The sequence below is a fragment of the Nocardia sp. NPDC056100 genome (assembly GCF_042266325.1).
GTDB lineage: Bacteria > Actinomycetota > Actinomycetes > Mycobacteriales > Mycobacteriaceae > Nocardia.
This window is the reverse complement of sequence record NZ_JBHJVY010000004.1, coordinates 1,279,590-1,296,615: the sequence shown is the minus strand read 5'-3', so window position 1 is coordinate 1,296,615 and position 17,026 is coordinate 1,279,590. Positions and strand designations below refer to the sequence as shown.

Sequence of the window (17,026 nt, the reverse complement as noted above, 5' to 3'; positions counted from 1 at the left end):
TTCGAACGTACCAACTCCGGCGGTGCCGAGAGTAGCCCCGGCACTACCACTCTCGGCACGGTCTCCCTGTTCGGCCGCCCGAATCGGAGAGTTGTCCGCAGCGGCCGATCGGGCCGCCCGGGACATATCGAAGGAGTCCGTCATGAGCAGCACAGCTCCCCGCCTCGCGGTGATCATCGGCAGCACCCGCGAGGGGCGGTTCGGTCCGGTGCCGGCGGCCTGGTTCGCGAAACAGGCTCGGCGGCACGGGGTTTTCGAGGTGGATGTCATTGATCTGGCGGATTACCCACTGCCGCAGGAGCTTCCGGCGGTGTCGCCGATGATCGAGCCGAATCCGCCGCGTCCGGCGGGCACCGCGGAGTTGACCGAGCGCCTCGATGCCGCCGATGCGGTGGTGATCGTGACCCCCGATATCAACGCCAGCTATCCGGCCTCGCTGAAGACGGCCATCGACTGGCATTTCACGCAGTGGCAGCGCAAGGCGATCGGATTCGTCGGCTACGGCGGCAGCAGCGGCGGGTTGATGGCGATCAACCATCTGCGGCATGTGTTCACCGAGCTCAACGCGCACACCGTGCGGGAGTACCTGATCTTCCCGAAGTTCTTCCTGCTCTTCGGCCCGGACGGGGAGCTACTCGATCCGGCGGCCCCGGAGGCGGCAGCGGCGGCCATGCTCGACCAATTGCACTGGTGGTCAAGCGCTTTGGCCAATGCCCGCGAACTCAGCGCTTCGGTCTGAGCCAAGGGAATCACGGGGTCTCGCGGGTGGCGGCCGCTCTACCGCAGCGCGGTGAATGCGAGAAGTTTGCGGCCGACGCGCGACGGTAACCCGGGGGCGCTAGCGTGTTGTGAGTGACCACCTACTCCAGTGATCTCGAACTCGCCCTGCGGCTGGCCGACGCGGCCGACGCCATTACCCGTGACCGGTTCGGCGCCCTCGATCTGAAGATCGATTCCAAGCCGGATCTGACCCCGGTATCGGATGCGGACCTGGCCGTGGAGCGCATGGTGCGCGAGGCGCTGGGGTCCGAGCGGCCCGCCGACCTGGTGCTCGGCGAGGAATTCGGCGGGGATGCCGAGTTCTCCGGTCGCCAGTGGGTGATCGATCCGATCGACGGCACCAAGAATTTCGTGCGCGGCGTGCCGGTGTGGGCCTCGCTCATCTCACTGCTCGAGGATGGCGTGCCGGTGGTGGGCGTGGTGAGCGCTCCGGCGCTGTCGCGGCGCTGGTGGGCGGCGGCGGGCGCGGGCGCGTGGACGAGTTTCGAGAAGTCCGAGCCCAAGGCAATCTCGGTATCGGCGGTGGCCGAACTGGGCGCGGCGAGCCTGGCGATCTCCTCGCTGTCGGGCTGGCGGGCGATCGGGCGGCGGGCCAAGTTGATCGCGCTCACCGATGAGGTGTGGCGGACCCGCGGCTACGGCGATTTCTACGGGTACACGCTGCTGGCGGAGGGTGCGGTGGATATCGTCACCGAACCCGAACTGTCGCTGTGGGATATGGCGGCTCTCGACATTCTGATTCGTGAGGCGGGTGGCACGTTCACCTCGCTCGACGGCAATCCCGGACCGCACGGCGGCAGTGCCGTGGCGACGAATTCCCATCTGCAGGACCAGGTTCTGGCCGCGCTCGCCGCCTGATACCCCGAACACACGAACGCCCCCGCCTGCAGTGCGGGGGCGTTCACGTTCGTTCGGTCGAGATCTAGGCGGAACCGCCGCCGCCACCGCCGGGTGTGCCGATGAGCACCCCTACGAGGCCGCTGAGCAGACTGGTAACCACAGAGACGAGTCCTGACAACATAACCAATCCTCCTTTCGTCTCGTCGAAAAACGTAGTGAGGCTTGACAGTTGGCGTGATGGAAACGAAATAACCGCATCGAGTTCCCGCTTATGCAAGACTCGCCACGCAGCGAATCATGGTGCACGCAAGCAGTTTTGACGGGTTTATCGCGAAATACCTTGGGTAAACCTATTATCCACGCTTATTGATGCGGATCACGTGTCGTATCAACAAATTCGGAGCCGCAGGCCACGCGGATAGGTCCCGACCTCAGGCGTTGGGCGTGCCGACGCCCTTACTGGAACCGGTGGACGACCCCGACAGCAAGCCGACCAGCGCCTTGACGATGGGCGAGCAGGTCGGATCGGTGTTGGAGGTGCAGCCGATCTCCGAGGAACCGGAGGATCCGGAGGTCGCGACCGGCGCGGCGGCGACCGGCGATTGCGCCGCGGCCACCCCGGCCTGAATGGGCATGAACAGGGCGCCCGCCACGGCGATACCGGCGATTGAACGCTTCATTTCGAGTCCTTGTCTGGTGAGTCTTACTCGCTGCCGACTCGGACGGTAGTGAAACGTAAAGTTTTCGCAAAGCCCCGAATTCTCTGGTAACTCCGGACTATCCGAGCACGCGCAGGGTGGGCCAGGTCCGACTCCAGGGCAATAGCGTTGCGCGACATACATACAGGGTGCGACCCTGCTCGTCATTGTCGATGCCGAGGCCGTTATCGATCCGGCCAACCGGCTCGGGGTTGGCGCACAGGCGGGCGAGGCGGCCCGGATTCAGGCCGACGGTGAGCACCGAACGGCCTTCGGCGGGCGGACCCCACCACCAGTACGCATTGTGCGCACTGTGCGGCACGGGCAGGCCGTACGCGGGGCCGAAGCGCTCGATGGCGGCCGCCTCACCGTAGTTGGCGGTGAGGATCTCCGCGTCCGGGGCGAAACGGGAACGGGCATCGGCGATCTGGCGCACGAAGCCGGGCCAGCCGATGGTCTCGCCCGCGTCGTAGTTGATCGCGACCACCGGAGAATCGGGCAGCGCCGAGACCGGGAGGATCGGCAGGAACAGCACGGCCGAGACGGCGGCGTTCACGGCCACCGCGAAAGCGACCGCGCCGCCGCGTATTCGACGATCCGCGAGCTTCGGGGCCAGACCCACGGCTCCGGCCGCGAGCAGCAGCGGGTACATGCCACCCAGGTAGTACGCCTTACCGCCGGTGAGCGTGAAGATCAGGAAGAGCAGCGCGTAGGTGAGCGCGAACGCGCGATACCGGATATCCCGGCTCAGCCGATAGAGGCCGAATATCCACAGCGGCACCAGCAATGGGCCCATCAGCCCGAATTGCAGCAGCACGAAGGCGAGCGGCGAGTTCGAGGTGCCGGAGGATCCGCCCGCGATGGAACGGCTCAGCTCCCATTGCGGCCAGCCATTACTCCCCTGCCACCACAGGTAGGGCAGCACCAGCACTCCGGCAATGCCGATGGCGAGCGGAAAATACCAGGTGGCGAAGATCTTTCGAGGTCCGACCAGGGCGAGCGACAGGGCCAGCACCACCAGCGGAATCGCCATCAGCGCCTTGTTCTGCAGGCCGATTCCCGCCAGCACACCGATCGGCAGCCAGCGGTGTGGCTGGAAGTCAGTGCGGAGCAACCGCATTGCGAGCAGCGTGATCCCGCACCAGATGACCAGATCGAAAACCGTTGTGCCGAGCTGATGCCCGGCCGCCATGACCAGCGCCGAAGCGGCGACCGCCGCTGCCGACAGTGCCTGCACCACCCGTCCCCCGCCGAGTTCGCGGGCCATCCAGCCCGCGCAGAGCACCACGGCCACCGCGGCGAGTATCGCCGGAATGCGCAGCAGTATCAGTGAATTGGCGTCGATCGAGGATATCCCCCGCGCGATCAGCGGCACCAGCGGTGGTTGATCGGCGTATCCCCAGTCCAGCCGCCGTCCCGCGGCCAGGAAGTACATCTCGTCGCGGTGATATCCGTACCGATCCGCGAAGCCGAGCAGAACCGCCGCGAAAATGCCCGCCACCCAGTACATTCGGCCAGCGTGTCAAACGGCGATGAACTCCGGATGGATTTCGCGCACCCGTTTCCCATGCGAACCCGACGCGGGGCTGCGGTCCCGACGCCGGGAGGTGATGCGGTCAGCCGAACGGGCTGAAGCCGGAGCCGGAGTTGCCCGACCCGGTGTTGATCTGGCCGGAGCCGGTGCCCGCGGCGCTGGAGCCGCCGTTTCCGATCTGGACCGAACCGAATCCGGCGGCGGAGCCACTGCCGCCGTTCCCGCCATTGCCGTTACCGGAGCCGGTATCGATGCCGCCTTCGGTGACGGTGCCGATGTCCTGCAGCGGAATGCCTTCGGCGGACGCGTTCGGGGCGGCGGCGATGAACAGTGCGATGGCTATCGCGCCGGTGGTACCTACCAGCGTTTTCATTTAGGGAGACCTCCATATGGGGTGCAAGGGTGCGCCGACACCGTAGCCCACTCGTAGACCTTTTGAATGACGTTTGTTTCACTATTGGCCATGGCGCATTGGAGACTTGCGAAACCACCGCGCTGACCAGCCGATTCGACAACCCTCGACGTCAGTTCTTACTCTGAAGTAAGATAGTCTTACTCTGGAGTAAGATTGCTGGGCAGGATCACCCTCCACACTCAAGAAAACTGGTGATTATGAGCACTCGAGACACCGCAAAGACGCGACGTCCGGATACTTCCGCCGTAGGCCTCAACCCGGTCAAGCGCGACTGGATGGGCGCTGCGATGCGGGTCATGACGACCATCACGGGGTCCGAACTCGCGGAGAAGTACAACCTGCGCAAGCCCATCGAACGGCTGACGTACGAGGGCACCAAGACCGGTTTCCGCAGCCTCGGTGCCGCGACCCGCGTCTTCGAGAAGGTTTCCGGTGGTGGCGCTCCGAAGCGCTTGCCCGCCAACGAGTCCAAGAAGAAGGACTACTTCGACCTGACCCCGACCGACGATCAGCAGATGATCGTCGAGACGGTCCGTGAGTTCGCCGCCGAGATCCTGCGCCCGGCCGCCTATGACGCCGACAATGCCGCCAAGGCCCCGCGCGATCTGCTCGAGCGCGCGTCCGAGCTGGGCATCACGCTGATCAATGTGCCCGAGGAGTTCGAGGGCGCTGCCGCCGAGCGTGGCGCGGTCACCAATGCCCTGGTCGCCGAGGCGCTCGCGCACGGTGACATGGGTCTGGCGCTGCCGCTGCTCGCGCCGAGCGGTGTGGCCGTCGCGCTGTCCCAGTGGGGCACCGACGCGCAGCAGAAGACCTACCTGGGTTCGTTCGCCGGTGAGAATGTGCCGCAGGCGTCGGTCGTCATCTCCGAGCCGCAGGCGCTGTTCGATCCGTTCGCGCTCAAGACCAAGGCCACCCGCTCGCCCAGCGGTTACCGTCTGAACGGTGTGAAGAGCCTGGTTCCGGCCGCGGGTGATGCCGAATTGTTCATCGTGGCAGCCGAACTCGACGGTCGTCCGGCTTTCTTCATCGTGGAGTCGGACACGCAGGGTGTGGTCGTGGAGGCCGATCCTTCGATGGGTCTGCGCGCCGCCGGTCTGGGTCGCCTGATTCTCGACAATGTCGCCGTGTCCACCAGCGCGCTGCTGGGTGATGCCGAAACCGCCCAGCGCTCCGAGGATTACGCGGATGCCGTGCGCCTGTCCCGCCTGGGCTGGGCGTCGCTGGCGGTCGGTACCGGTCAGGCCGTGCTGGACTACGTGATTCCGTACGTGAAGGAGCGCGAGGCGTTCGGTGAGCCGATCGCGCATCGCCAGGCGGTGGCCTTCATGGTCGCCAATATGGCCATCGAGCTCGACGGCCTGCGCCTCGTGACGCTGCGGGGTGCGTCACGCGCGGAGCAGGGCCTGTCGTTCGCTCGCGAGGCCGCGCTGGCCAAGAAGCTGGCGACCGAGAAGGGCATGCAGATCGGCCTGGACGGCGTGCAGCTGCTCGGCGGTCACGGTTTCACCAAGGAGCACCCGGTGGAGCGCTGGTACCGCGATCTTCGTGCCATCGGCGTTGCCGAGGGCGTCGTCCTTCTCTGACCCGACTTCTCAACGGAGAGACAACTCATGATCAATCTCGAACTCCCCAAGAAGCTGCGGGCCAGCGCCAACCAGGCCCACCAGGTTGCCGCCGAGATCTTCCGCCCGGCTTCGCGCAAGTACGACCTGGCCGAGCACGATTACCCGACCGAGCTCGACACCATGGCCGCCATGATCGAGGGCCTGTCCGATTCGGGCACCCAGGACATCTCCGGTGCCACCGGCGGCCGTAAGGCCAAGGGTGAGGGTGCGCCCGAGCCGGATGTGCACGCCACCGAGCTGCTCGGAAACACCAACGGCGGCAATATGTCCGCGCTGTTGAACGCGCTGGAGACCTGCTGGGGCGATGCGGGCCTGATGCTGTCCATCCCCTACCAGGGTCTGGGCAATGCCGCGATCGCCGCGGTCGCCACCGATGAGCAGCTGCAGCGTTTCGGCAAGGTGTGGGCCGCCATGGCCATCACCGAACCGTCCTTCGGCTCGGACTCGGCCGCGGTCTCGACCACCGCCACCCTCGATGGTGACGAGTGGGTCCTGAACGGCACCAAGATCTTCGTCACCGCCGGTTCGCGCGCCACCCACATCGTGGTGTGGGCCTCGGTCGACAAGTCGCTGGGCCGCGCCGCCATCAAGTCCTTCGTGGTTCCGCGTGATGCCAAGGGCCTCACCGTGTCCCGCCTCGAGCACAAGCTCGGCATCAAGGCGTCCGACACCGCGGAGATCCGTTTCGAGGATTGCCGCATCCCGAAGGACAACATCCTCGGCAGCCCGGAAGTCAACGTGGAGAAGGGTTTCGCGGGCGTCATGCAGACGTTCGACAACACCCGCCCCCTCGTGGCCGCCATGGCCGTAGGCGTAGGCCGCGCCGCCCTCGAAGAGCTCCGCAAGGTCCTCTCCGACGCCGGCATCGAGATCGACTACGACAAGCCCGCCAACAACCAGCACGCCGCCGCCGCCGAATTCCTCCGCATGGAAGCCGACTGGGAGTCCGCCTACCTCCTGTCCCTCCGCGCGGCATGGATGGCCGACAACAAGAAGCCGAACTCCTTGGAAGCCTCCATGTCCAAGGCCAAGGCCGGCCGCATGGGCACCGACGTAACCCTCAAGGCCGTCGAACTCGCGGGCGCAACGGGCTACTCCCAGCGCACCCTCCTGGAAAAGTGGGGCCGCGACTCGAAGATCCTCGACATCTTCGAAGGCACCCAGCAAATCCAGCAGCTCATCGTCGCCCGCCGCATCCTGAACCTGGGCAGCGACAAGCTGAAGTAAGTTCTGGCACAACGGAAAACCGGCGTCGGTCCGCTCATCGGACCCCGCCGGTTTTTCGTCTCCATGTCCCGCATCTGATCGTTTCCCGACCGTCGCCGAGCAGATGGATGCGCGTCCTCAGGGACGACCGTCAGACGCGCCCCGAAATCGGGAGCTTCAACAGTCGCTTCTAGATCTTCGTGGTGCAGTTCTTGGCCATGTCCAGCATCGCCTCCTGGCTGCGCCTGCTGCGTACATCGTCCTTACGTAGACTTCGCCCCTCGGACAAGGGAGTCGCGAACGCACGGCAGGCCAGTTCCACAGCAGTGACGATCGCCTCTTCGATTTGCTCAGACATCGCCTTGTCCGAAACGCGAAGTTTGAGATTCTTGGTTTTCTGGAGCAATTTGCCTGTCCCCTCGGCGCCGCCATTCTCGAAAATCTTGACAAAGCCGGGGTTCACCAGGGCTGAGACCGCCATGGAGATGTGATATTTCGCAGCCTTCAAAGTGGCGGATTCGGGTGTCCGCGCGAAGTATCTGTCGATTCGATAGATAATCCACGCCGCGTAATAATACATCTCGACCGGGTACGCTCCCCACACAAGTGAATCTTCGGCTTCAAGATCCTTCGGGGACCCGATCGCGCGGGACGATTCGCCGAATAGTGTCGCAGCAACAGCCCGGTTTAGCTCGGGGGTTGTGACGACACGCGTGCGAGGGAATTCAAGTGCCGTGCCACGGTTCTGCCTTTCATACCGGAGTCCATCCAACCCCGATTGCGTGAAGTACTCCTCGACATCTTTCGCGATTTGCGAGCTCGCCTGGATGTCCGTCAGCCCAATTGCTGTTTGAAGGTTTGTTGCGATAGCGACGCTGGTTCGAACTCCGGAGTCATTGGAGCTGACGATCTTTACCGGAACCCAAAGCTCGGCCAGTAGCGAGGGCTCATTCTTGACACGATCAGACTCAGACCATCGGATCAACTGATGGCTTGTCTGACCGCCGTTGACGATCTGGTAACCGGAGATGAAGAAACGATCTCCGAGGCCGCGCAACTCAGTTGCAATAAGTGTCAGCCCGTTGTTCAAGAATGGGAAGTGCTCACGGTCCGCAGATTGAAGCGTGCCCATTATCCTGCTATTGACTGGGTTATGCGCGCCGAGATCCAGTCGCACATTGTCGTCGAAAATTCCGGGCCGGATTTCGCCTGACTCATCTTTGAGAAGTTTCATCAATTCGTTTGCCGAGATCAGCCCAATGTAAGCCTCGCTCACCCTCTCGGTGGCAGGGATTGTCTGGCGCTTCTCGAAATTGAACTGAATGTTTTGAGGCCCGAATCGTTCCTTCTGCTTGGTGGCCAGTTCCTCGTGCCCGTGCGTTCGAAGCTTCAGACCTTCCGAGTAGGCGCCGATATTGCGAATCCGGTCGAGAGCTTCGGTTATCTGCAGCTCTGATTGCGCACTCGTTCCCGGATGGGAGCTGGTAGTGACGTAGTAAATTTCGCAGGGAATCCGGCTGTCTTGGAACTTATCTCCGCTCTCCGCGATCCTGTCGATCAGGCTGGCCAGATCGACCAGCCGCGGAGGCAACGAAATACTTCCCGGCTTCATAGCATACTTGGTGACGGACTCGACTCCGTGGAGAAATTTCGCGATCAGCTTAGAGTCGTACGATTCGCTCGTCTTGGTCTGAATAAAAATAACTTTGGCGGAGTTCGTGGTTTGCTCGGATATCGCTTCATCGATTTCCGCAGGTTCGAATACGACCCGTCCGTTCACGATCACCGCACCGACGTCGATGCCCTCATCGCTGCCGCCGCCGATGATGGACCGCTCGATCGCATCCACGTCGTCGCGGAGGTACTGGAAGAGATAGCTCGCAGCGGCATAGCGCTCGAACAAATCCGCTTCGGTGCCCTCGAAACCGAAATCGCGAGCAAACTTTGTGACGCGCTTGCTGGTTAGGGTGTGCACCCATCCTCCTAGTTGGCAGCTAAGGGCGATGCCGAGTCTCACGAGCTATACGGGGAAGCATGGACGCCCCCTGGCTGGACTCTACCGGCCCCGGCCGATCTGCTCGCGGGGATGTGTCAGGGTGACCAACGCGCAGAAGGGAATTGGCTGTGCGGCCAACCTTGTCAACTCCACACAGGATCGCATGTATGCGGAAGCGGAAGAAGAGGAACCGGCGGGCGCTGGACAATCAGCGAAGGGCACGCATGAACTCGGCCATGACCTTCACTCCCTCGATTCCATAGGACCTCAACGCCTTCTGCGCGACGTCCAGTCGAATCCAATCCTTCAGGACCGGTGGCGCACCAGGCCCACGGCAGGCACCCAGCAGATCCGGCAGATCCAGTATTTGATACTGGCTCGCCGCATCTTGAACCTGGGTAGCGACAAGTTGAAGTAGGTTCTGGCGCTGCGTTAGCCGGTGTGGTCCTGGTTTGGGGCCGCACCGGTTTTTCGTTTTCCAGTGGGGGGTGGGCGGAAGATGTTGTCCCAGTGGGTGTCCAGGTGGGTGATGGCTGTGGGGAGGGGGAGGGCGGTGTAGGTGCCGGGGTGGGGTTCGGTGAGGAGGTTCAGGGATTGGAGGGCTTGGATGCCTGCTTGGGCTTCGAAGTCGAAGGTGGTGTTCCAGCGGGAGTGGAACCAGGATTCGATTTGGGTGTCGAGGTCGGCGGGGGTCAGGGGGTGGGGGGTGGTGTTGAGGAAGTGGTAGGTGAGGAGGATTTGTTTGAGGTCGGCGTCTTCGGCGGCGTCCAGGAGGTGGTGGAAGACGCCCGCGCCGTTGTCGAGGTTGCGGAAGTAGAGGTGTTCGGAGAGGGTTTTGAGGAGTTTGATCTTGCGGTTCTTGAACTTGGAGAATTGGCGAAAGAGGTAGCCGCCGAAAGCGCCCGTACCGGCGGCCAGGCTGATGAGGGCGGTTTGATCGAGGCGCACGGACTCCTGGCGCAGACCGGCCCAAAAGGCAAGCAGCAGTAGGACAGGGGCGAGGGCGGCGATCAGTTTGGTTGCTATGACGATGATTCCGGAGATCATCGCGGGGACGCCGATCAGGAGTTTGTCCAGGGGGCGCATGCCGACCCGGACATCGGGGTAGAGCATTTCGAGATCGTTGCGCGGGACATCGCGGAACAGTTTCAGCACCACCTCGCCACCCAGGCGCGGTATGTAGACGAGAACCTTGGAATAGCACGTGAATTCGATGGCGCGACGGCGTAATCCGAACAGCCACTTCACCTGTTCGGTGCGCTCGGCGACACCGCGACGGAAGAACAGCGCGGCGTCGAGATCCTGATCGTCGACCGCCAGCCGCACCTTCACCAGGGAATGCTCGGCGAAGGCCCGGCGGATCTCCGCGGTGTCGATACGGGTGAAGTCGGCCGCCTCGGCGAGTTCGACCAGTTCACGCTCCAGGATCTGCTGGGCCACAATGTAATCCGCGGTGGTCGCGGGATGCACCGCGCGCTCGTCCGCCGCCGGATCCAGCACCTGATACGCATCAAGGAGCGCATCGCCGCGCAGGTGATAGCGGTGGTGCACCAGCGCGGCGAGTAGGCGGGCGAACTCCAGGAAGGATTCCCGTTCCTTAGCGGGTACCTCCTCCGCGCAGAGCGCGATCACCGCGCTCTTGCGGAACGGCAGGAAATGTTCGGCCTCCATCGATGCTCCTTCCGACGGGCGGGCCCGTCGGAGTTCACCTTAGGTGGCGGATACGGGTCGCCGAAGCAGGGTGCGCAGGGCACCCGGCAGCGGCTTGGGGTCGCGCTGGGCGGGAGCGCGCAGCGCCCACGAGGTCAGCGTGAAGGCGGTGAAAACCAGCGGGCTGATCCAGCGCGGAGCCGGATCACCGACGGCCAGATGGGAGGCGGCCGCACCGGCGTACACGAAAACCAGTCCGGCGTAGGCCCATTCCTTCAGGCGCGGGAGACCGGGGGCCACCACCGCACCCACCGCGAGCAGTTTGGCGGTGCCCAGGATCGTCGCGAAGTACATCGGATAGTGCAGATCGTCGAAAGTGTCCCGCACATAGGGGATTCGGGCCAGATCCCAGTAGGAGCCGACGACCGATTCGGTGAGAACGATACCGCTGGTGACGACGAACGCGGCGAACTTGGCGCGCTCGACCGGCGTCGTCCCCGCATACGTATTGATCAGCGCGCCAACGCGACTCGCGGGAGTGCCGTAGACCGGGGGTACGGCGTTCTCGACCGGTGCGCTCGAATGCGTGTGCGTGCTCATCGCTCGTCCACGATTTCGCCGGTCTCGACGGTGGCATCGACGGTCAGCGCCATGGTCGCCCCGACCAGCGGGAACCCTTGGGACGCACCGATCGCCGTCAGCATCTGCTCGGCGGAGTCCCAGCGCCAGGTATCGGCGTAACTGCCGTCCTCGAGGCGGGTGAGGCGGGTTTCGGTGAGCCCCGGGTTATTCCGGCGAATACCGTCGATGAGGATGCTGCGCTGGGCCAGCATGGCGTCGAAGTCGGCGGCCTCGACGCGGTAGTGGTGAATCCTGACGACCGGCATGATGTCGCTCCTTGCTCTATTCGGGTGGTCTTTCCGACACCGAAAGCGTCACATCGGCCGGGTCCGGCGAGTAGTGCGGCGCCGCACCGGTTACGGGTGCAACCGCGGGCTTCTCGGCTATGCAATCTGCATATTCGCTGATGGGGACCTCGGCGGTGAGCACGAATTCTCCGTCCCGCACACAACTGGTGAAACAACCGCCCGCATCCACGACGCGAGCGCGCATATTCCGCAGACCCTGTCCATCGGCGGATACCTCGGCGGCGACACCGTCATTGCGAATGCACAAGTGCAGCAGCTCATCTCGCCGATGGCAGGCGATCTCGGCGCGCGTCGCCGCACTGTGCCGGAGAATATTGGTGACCGCTTCGCGCACCACCGGCACCAGCAACGCACCCGTCCGCTCCGGCAGCCCGGCATCGGAGTCGATATGCACCGTCACATCATTGTCTGCGAGTGCCCTTCTGGCGGAACGCAGTTCACGAGCCAGTGACATCTCGGGCAGATCCTCCACCATGGCCCGCGCCTCGGTACGCGCATCGGCCGCGATGCGCAGCGACTCCTCGATCTCGATCGCGGCGCGCGCGGGGTTCCGGGTGACCAGCTCGGTGATGAGATCGCTCTTGAGCGCGAGCACCGACAGCGTGAGCCCGAGCAGATCATGCATATCGCGCGCGACCCGTAATCGCTCCACGTGCACTGTGATTCGCATGAGCTCGGCCCGCGACCGATTCAACTGATCGGACAGTTGCAGGAATCGGGACAGCCCGAACAGCACCAGCGTCGCCTCCATGGCGAGGAACACCCAGCCCACCCGGCTGGTGAACTCGGCGGCCGGTTCGGTGTAGGCGGCCCGCAGCGCGATGAGCCCGGCGGCGATGACCAGCGCCCGTATCCCGGGCACGCTGAGCAGCACCGCGGTCGCGAGCAGAATCAGCCATACGCACCAGGACGCGCCCAGCCAGGGCAGCGGCAGCAGGGTGATGGCGGCGTGCAGGCACAGCAGCGCGATGGCGTGCCGGGGCCAGCGCAGTTGCGCCAGTAGCAGACTCGACATGGCCGCACCGCCCACCGCGATGGCGAGGCGGTAGTGCGTGGCCTCCAGGGTCTGATCGACGGTCCAGGCGGTCAGACTCAGCACCAGCGCGGCCAGGGTCAGCCGGGGCACGAACCTGGCGGCCGGATCGATATCCAGCGGCGGGGTGTAGAAGCGATGGTGCTCCTCGGCGGTGTCCCGCACGGTCTGGGTCATACCGCGGGTCACCCGGGCGACCCGGGTGGCGGCCTGCCGCGCCGCCGCCGGATCGGCGTCCAGATCGCGCCGCGCCTCGCCCAGCCAGTCGATGACGATATCGAGCTGATCGCCGAGCGCGGCCCGCAATCGGCGCGCGACCTGTAATCGCTCGCGCGCGAGCGTGATTCGCTCCAGTTCACCGCGCGTGGTGGCGAGCCGATCGACCAGTTCCGGCAGCCGCAGCAGGCTGTACAGGACAATGCCTACGGCGGCGGTGGTGAGCACGCCGTACAGATATGTGGTCCAGCTTTCCCGCCAATCCTGGTGCGCGATACCGGCACTCACCGCGACCAGCCCGAACGCCCGCCAGCGCAACCGCTTCGGCAGGCACCACAGCACGGTGGCGGTGAGCAGGAACCCCTGGTTCACCCCGATGCTTCCGGTCACGAACAGCGGCAGGCAGGTCAGCGCGAGTTGAATCGGCAGCACCCACGCGCGACTGCCCGGGCGGCGCTGCGCGAGCACCAGCAGTCCGGCCTGCACCGCGCAGCAGAGCACCATCGCGAGGTCCGCGCCACCGACGAGCACGGACAGGGTGAAGACGGCCAGAAACAGGTACCCGGTCGATCGCGGTAGTAGCGCCACGCCGATGATTGCATATCAGAGCAGCCGTTCGGGCAACCGCGATACCGCCCCGAACCTGCGGTTAGGAGCGGGTTTTCGTGCTGAGAGTGCTGGTTGCCGAGGATATGCGGCTATTGCGCGACACCCTGGTCGCCGCACTGGAATTGGAAGACGATATCCGCGTCGTCGCCGCCCTCGATCGCGGTGAGGCGATCGTGGACACCGCGATAGCCGAACAGGCCGACCTCTGCATCGTCGATATCGACCTCCCCGGCGTCGACGGCCTCACCGCCGCCGCCGATCTCGCCATCCGCTACCCCGCCTGCCCGGTCCTGATCCTCACCGCCCTGTCCAACCCGCGACACCTCAAGCGCGCCATGGAAATCGGCGTACGCGGCTTCGTCCTCAAGGACACTCCCCGTCGAGAACTGCTCGCGGCGGTCCGCACGGTAGCGGCGGGCGGCCACACCCTCGACCCCGACCTCGCCTTCACCGCCCTGCGCACCCCCGACTCCCCCCTCACCGACCGCGAAACCGATGTCCTGCGCAGCTTTTCCGCAGGCGCGGACCCCCGCGAAATAGCCGCCCACCTCAACCTCACCTACGGCACCGTCCGCAACTACCTGGCCTCCGCGGTCACGAAACTACAGGCCCGCAACAAAGTCGACGCCGTCCGCATCGCCACCGCGTCGGGCTGGCTGTAACTCGTTCATGCGGATGCAGATCCGAAGTTGGCGATTGAAGGAGGCGGGGTGGGTGGTGCTGAATGCGCCGCGCGCCGCGCGTTCGAGGGATTCCAGATGATCGCAAAAACCCGCACCGAATCCGAGATCGGTGCACACCCGGTCAGCCAGGTATTCCTCGCGCCAACCGAGCCATGTTTTCGCGAAGGGCTGGAGTAGGCAGATCGCGGCCAGCACCGGAGCGAAATGCGGACCGAGAACCGGGTACAGCGCGGCGGTGACGACTACGAACGACATCGCGGCCAGACTCACAGCGCAGAGCTCCCAGCGACTGATCCGCTCTCTCCGGTCCGGCAGTACGTCGATGAATAGCCTGGTCGGGGAACCGAATACCGTGGATAGCGGTGTGGCACAGAGGTTTTCGAGACACCTCGTGACCCAGCCGCCGATCAGTTGATGACCGAATTCGTGGGCGACCACCGCCCGCAGTCCCTGTGGCGGCAACTCGTCGACAGCTGAAATCGTCACCGAGACAAGTCGACGAGGATACGCCCGTCCCGCCGGATCGCCGCTGCGCGTGCGCAACGCGAGACGCAGCCAGGATTTGGGGTACCCGGCGGCCCGCATCACATCTTCGGCGGCTACGCCCAGCATCGCCAAGGGCATGAGGCGCGCCTCGTCATACGAGCTGATGGTGGGAAATTCATAGGCGCGCCGGCGCTGTGTCAGTTCATCCGGCACGGCCCAGATATTGAGCAGCACATAGAACCATGCGAGGAATCGAATCACCACGACGGCGATCACGACCCAGAGCCCGGCCCATTCCGCCAGACCCCAGAGCATCGCCACGGTCGCCACCCCCCAGGGCGCGGTGATGAGCAGTCGGATGATCGGCAGCAACCGGACTCCGATTGCGGTGCGGCCGTGAAACCGGTATCGGGCTGCGGCCGAAGAGGATTCGAGAGACATGATCGATCGACTCTCCGTGTGGTGGAGGCGTCGCGTTCGTGCGCGATCGCTTCACCATACGAACCTCCCACACGTTCGCGTAGCCCCTACTTCGAGTGGGCCGGAGCAGCCCAGTCGACGCGGTAGTCGAACATCCAATTCAGGTGGCCGATTCCGCCCTTGGCGGCGCGGCGCAGGAAGAACGGGGTGAGCATGCGGACGAGCAGGCGGGAGATGCCGTTGGTGGCCTTGTCGCCGCTGGTTTCCGCGCCGTGCGCGACGACGCGTTCGACGCGTTCGCGACGGCGGTGCTCGAATTCGGTGAGGGCGGCGGCGGTTTCGGGGATATCGCGCAGGCAGGTGGCCAGGACGATGGCGTCTTCGACGGCCATGGAGACGCCCTGGCCGGAGGAGGAGGCGACGGCGTGCGCGGCGTCGCCGATGATGACCATGGAATCGTTGTGCCACTTGGCTACCGAGGGCATGTCGTACTGGTTGAAGGCGGGGACGAAGGTCTCGTCCGGGGTGGCGGCGACGATGCGGGCGGCGGGGGTGCGGTCCGCGACGAGCAGCCGCGTCAGCTCGTCACGCCAGTGCGCGATATCGGCTCCGGACAGCTCGGATTTCGAAAGCTCCCGTGTGCGCGGCACATTGGCGAACCACCAGATCTCCCCGGTGGGCGCGACCAGATAGCCGAAGAAGACCTCTTTACCGAAGATCATGTTGTAGATGCCCGGCTCCAGCGCAAGTTCGGCGTGCAACTCCGGATCGTTCACGAAGCCGCCGAGTCCGTAGATGCCGAGATAGTTGGCCTGCGGCGCGGTCGGATCGATGATTTCCCGAGTGCGGGAACGGATTCCGTCCGCCCCGATGAGCAGATCGGCGTCCAGTGTGCTGCCGTCGGCGAAGGCCGCACGCACCCCGCCCCCGGGGATTTCGACGGCATCGACCAGGCGCCTGCCGAACTCGTAGCGAATCCCCCGCCGCTCGGCCTCGGCATTGAGCGCCCGGTACAGATCACGCCGCTTCACGCTGTGCGTGACGGTGCCGTCGGGCAGCGTGCCCCCGATCGGCATATCGGCGATGTGCTTACCGCGCGCGGTGGAGAACGACAGTGTCCCGGTGGGATGTCCGGTCGCCTTCACCACCTCGTGCGCGTCGATCAGGGACAGCGCCGCCAGCCCGTTCACCGCGACCGTCAGGTACGCCCCCAGCTGTTCAGCCGCCGCGTCCTCGTAGGCCTCGCAGACGACGGCTTCGATTCCGGCCCGCTGCAATGCCATGGCCGTGACCGGTCCCGCGATACCACCTCCGATGATCAGTGCTTTCTTCACGGTATGTCTCCTCATAAGCTTTCTTGACTGTGCTGTATCTTGATAATCAAGACATCATTAGTTTGACGATCGAGGTTCTTGAATGTCAAGAGAAAATATGGAAACCCTGCGTGAGCAGGTCGGACAGGAGTCTCAGGCGCTACAGGCCGCGGTCGACGGCGTCGATGAGGCCGCCGCGGCCGTCCTCGGCGTCAATCGAACCGATCTGCGCTGCCTCGAAGTCCTCATGCGCGGCGAGGCCACGCCCGGACAGCTCGCCACCGAACTCGGGCTCACCAGCGGCAGCGTCACCACCGTGGTCGACCGGCTCACCAAGGCCGGATACGTGGAACGCCACCGCGAGGACGGCGACCGCCGCAAGGTGCTCATTCGCAGCACCCCGGCGGCCCAGGCGAAGGCGTGGGAGATCTACGGCCCCATCGCCACCGAGGGCGCGGCCGAGCTGTCCGAGTACTCGGCCGAACAGCTCACCACCGTGCTGGAATTCCTGCGGCGCAGCCGGGACCTGCAAATTCGCCATCGCACCCGAATCGCGGAGCTGCCCAGAACCATTCGCTGAGGGCGCTAAC

Annotated in this window: 17 protein-coding genes; 7 read left to right on the top strand and 10 right to left on the bottom strand. The window is 64.7% G+C overall.

Annotated features, from left to right (window positions below; all coding sequences use genetic code 11):
• The first annotated feature begins 142 nt into the window (after window positions 1-142).
• The gene (locus ACFC0O_RS36310) at window positions 143-739 is read left to right on the top strand and encodes an NADPH-dependent FMN reductase (RefSeq protein ID WP_375966206.1); all 597 of its coding nucleotides are present in this window, start codon (window positions 143-145) and stop codon (window positions 737-739) included.
• 113 nt (window positions 740-852) lie between these two features.
• The gene (gene hisN / locus ACFC0O_RS36305; RefSeq protein WP_375966204.1) at window positions 853-1,638 is read left to right on the top strand and encodes a histidinol-phosphatase; all 786 of its coding nucleotides are present in this window, start codon (window positions 853-855) and stop codon (window positions 1,636-1,638) included.
• Between the two features lie 413 nt (window positions 1,639-2,051).
• Here the strand turns inward: hisN and ACFC0O_RS36300 are convergent, their stop codons facing one another.
• The 3 genes from ACFC0O_RS36300 to ACFC0O_RS36290 form a co-directional block, all read right to left on the bottom strand.
• Entirely contained in the window at window positions 2,052-2,300 is a 249-nt protein-coding gene (locus ACFC0O_RS36300; RefSeq protein WP_375966201.1) for a hypothetical protein, read from the bottom strand.
• Between the two features lie 97 nt (window positions 2,301-2,397).
• Window positions 2,398-3,828, bottom strand: coding sequence for a glycosyltransferase family 39 protein (locus tag ACFC0O_RS36295; protein WP_375966199.1), 1,431 nt, complete (start codon window positions 3,826-3,828; stop codon window positions 2,398-2,400).
• A gap of 106 nt (window positions 3,829-3,934) precedes the next feature.
• Window positions 3,935-4,225 carry a hypothetical protein gene (locus ACFC0O_RS36290; RefSeq protein WP_375966196.1) on the bottom strand — a complete coding sequence of 97 codons (291 nt, stop codon included), beginning with the start codon at window positions 4,223-4,225 and terminating at the stop codon, window positions 3,935-3,937.
• A 233-nt stretch (window positions 4,226-4,458) separates the two neighbouring features.
• On the opposite strand from ACFC0O_RS36290, the gene ACFC0O_RS36285 reads away from it, so the two are divergent.
• On the top strand, window positions 4,459-5,853 hold the full coding sequence (locus tag ACFC0O_RS36285) for an acyl-CoA dehydrogenase family protein (RefSeq protein ID WP_375966194.1): 1,395 nt from the start codon (window positions 4,459-4,461) through the stop codon (window positions 5,851-5,853).
• Window positions 5,854-5,880: 27 nt separating this feature from the next.
• A complete protein-coding gene (locus ACFC0O_RS36280; protein ID WP_375966191.1) occupies window positions 5,881-7,122 on the top strand; it encodes an acyl-CoA dehydrogenase family protein in 1,242 nt (413 codons plus the stop codon).
• 169 nt (window positions 7,123-7,291) lie between these two features.
• Here the strand turns inward: ACFC0O_RS36280 and ACFC0O_RS36275 are convergent, their stop codons facing one another.
• Window positions 7,292-9,076: an AIPR family protein gene (locus ACFC0O_RS36275; protein WP_375966188.1), complete on the bottom strand. Its 1,785-nt coding sequence runs from the start codon at window positions 9,074-9,076 to the stop codon at window positions 7,292-7,294.
• Window positions 9,077-9,197: 121 nt separating this feature from the next.
• On the opposite strand from ACFC0O_RS36275, the gene ACFC0O_RS36270 reads away from it, so the two are divergent.
• Window positions 9,198-9,515, top strand: coding sequence for a hypothetical protein (locus tag ACFC0O_RS36270; protein ID WP_375966186.1), 318 nt, complete (start codon window positions 9,198-9,200; stop codon window positions 9,513-9,515).
• A gap of 14 nt (window positions 9,516-9,529) precedes the next feature.
• Here ACFC0O_RS36270 and ACFC0O_RS36265 read toward each other — a convergent pair whose 3' ends face one another.
• Genes ACFC0O_RS36265 through ACFC0O_RS36250 form a run of 4 tightly spaced genes read right to left on the bottom strand, consistent with a single transcriptional unit; the run spans window position 9,530 to window position 13,513 of the window.
• Window positions 9,530-10,768 carry a TMEM143 family protein gene (locus ACFC0O_RS36265; protein WP_375966183.1) on the bottom strand — a complete coding sequence of 413 codons (1,239 nt, stop codon included), beginning with the start codon at window positions 10,766-10,768 and terminating at the stop codon, window positions 9,530-9,532.
• Window positions 10,769-10,807: 39 nt separating this feature from the next.
• A complete protein-coding gene (locus ACFC0O_RS36260; RefSeq protein WP_375966181.1) occupies window positions 10,808-11,347 on the bottom strand; it encodes a DoxX family protein in 540 nt (179 codons plus the stop codon).
• Entirely contained in the window at window positions 11,344-11,634 is a 291-nt protein-coding gene (locus ACFC0O_RS36255; RefSeq protein WP_375966179.1) for a hypothetical protein, read from the bottom strand. The genes ACFC0O_RS36260 and ACFC0O_RS36255 overlap by 4 nt, the downstream gene beginning before the upstream one ends.
• Before the next feature lie 16 nt (window positions 11,635-11,650).
• Window positions 11,651-13,513 (bottom strand): sensor histidine kinase, encoded by a 1,863-nt coding sequence (locus ACFC0O_RS36250; protein ID WP_375966176.1) that lies wholly within the window; start codon window positions 13,511-13,513, stop codon window positions 11,651-11,653.
• Between the two features lie 77 nt (window positions 13,514-13,590).
• Here ACFC0O_RS36250 and ACFC0O_RS36245 point away from each other — a divergent pair, with 77 nt between their 5' ends.
• On the top strand, window positions 13,591-14,196 hold the full coding sequence (locus tag ACFC0O_RS36245) for a DNA-binding response regulator (protein WP_375966174.1): 606 nt from the start codon (window positions 13,591-13,593) through the stop codon (window positions 14,194-14,196).
• Here ACFC0O_RS36245 and ACFC0O_RS36240 read toward each other — a convergent pair.
• Together ACFC0O_RS36240 and ACFC0O_RS36235 are read right to left on the bottom strand one after the other, a co-directional pair.
• Entirely contained in the window at window positions 14,137-15,144 is a 1,008-nt protein-coding gene (locus ACFC0O_RS36240) for a hypothetical protein (RefSeq protein ID WP_375966171.1), read from the bottom strand. The genes ACFC0O_RS36245 and ACFC0O_RS36240 overlap by 60 nt on opposite strands.
• Window positions 15,145-15,230: 86 nt before the next feature.
• The gene (locus ACFC0O_RS36235; protein ID WP_375966168.1) at window positions 15,231-16,457 is read right to left on the bottom strand and encodes an FAD-dependent oxidoreductase; all 1,227 of its coding nucleotides are present in this window, start codon (window positions 16,455-16,457) and stop codon (window positions 15,231-15,233) included.
• A gap of 82 nt (window positions 16,458-16,539) precedes the next feature.
• On the opposite strand from ACFC0O_RS36235, the gene ACFC0O_RS36230 reads away from it, so the two are divergent.
• Entirely contained in the window at window positions 16,540-17,016 is a 477-nt protein-coding gene (locus ACFC0O_RS36230; RefSeq protein ID WP_375966166.1) for a MarR family winged helix-turn-helix transcriptional regulator, read from the top strand.
• Window positions 17,017-17,026 lie beyond the last annotated feature (10 nt).

What these genes read in the sequence shown, in the direction of transcription:
- ACFC0O_RS36310 (WP_375966206.1), top strand. Translation starts at nt 143, where the DNA reads ATGAGCAGCACAGCTCCCCGCCTCGCGGTGATCATCGGCAGCACCCGC.
- ACFC0O_RS36265 (WP_375966183.1), bottom strand. Translation starts at nt 10,768, where the DNA reads ATGGAGGCCGAACATTTCCTGCCGTTCCGCAAGAGCGCGGTGATCGCG.
- ACFC0O_RS36300 (WP_375966201.1), bottom strand. Translation starts at nt 2,300, where the DNA reads ATGAAGCGTTCAATCGCCGGTATCGCCGTGGCGGGCGCCCTGTTCATG.
- ACFC0O_RS36230 (WP_375966166.1), top strand. Translation starts at nt 16,540, where the DNA reads ATGTCAAGAGAAAATATGGAAACCCTGCGTGAGCAGGTCGGACAGGAG.
- ACFC0O_RS36260 (WP_375966181.1), bottom strand. Translation starts at nt 11,347, where the DNA reads ATGAGCACGCACACGCATTCGAGCGCACCGGTCGAGAACGCCGTACCC.
- ACFC0O_RS36295 (WP_375966199.1), bottom strand. Translation starts at nt 3,828, where the DNA reads ATGTACTGGGTGGCGGGCATTTTCGCGGCGGTTCTGCTCGGCTTCGCG.
- ACFC0O_RS36240 (WP_375966171.1), bottom strand. Translation starts at nt 15,144, where the DNA reads ATGTCTCTCGAATCCTCTTCGGCCGCAGCCCGATACCGGTTTCACGGC.
- ACFC0O_RS36290 (WP_375966196.1), bottom strand. Translation starts at nt 4,225, where the DNA reads ATGAAAACGCTGGTAGGTACCACCGGCGCGATAGCCATCGCACTGTTC.
- ACFC0O_RS36280 (WP_375966191.1), top strand. Translation starts at nt 5,881, where the DNA reads ATGATCAATCTCGAACTCCCCAAGAAGCTGCGGGCCAGCGCCAACCAG.
- ACFC0O_RS36255 (WP_375966179.1), bottom strand. Translation starts at nt 11,634, where the DNA reads ATGCCGGTCGTCAGGATTCACCACTACCGCGTCGAGGCCGCCGACTTC.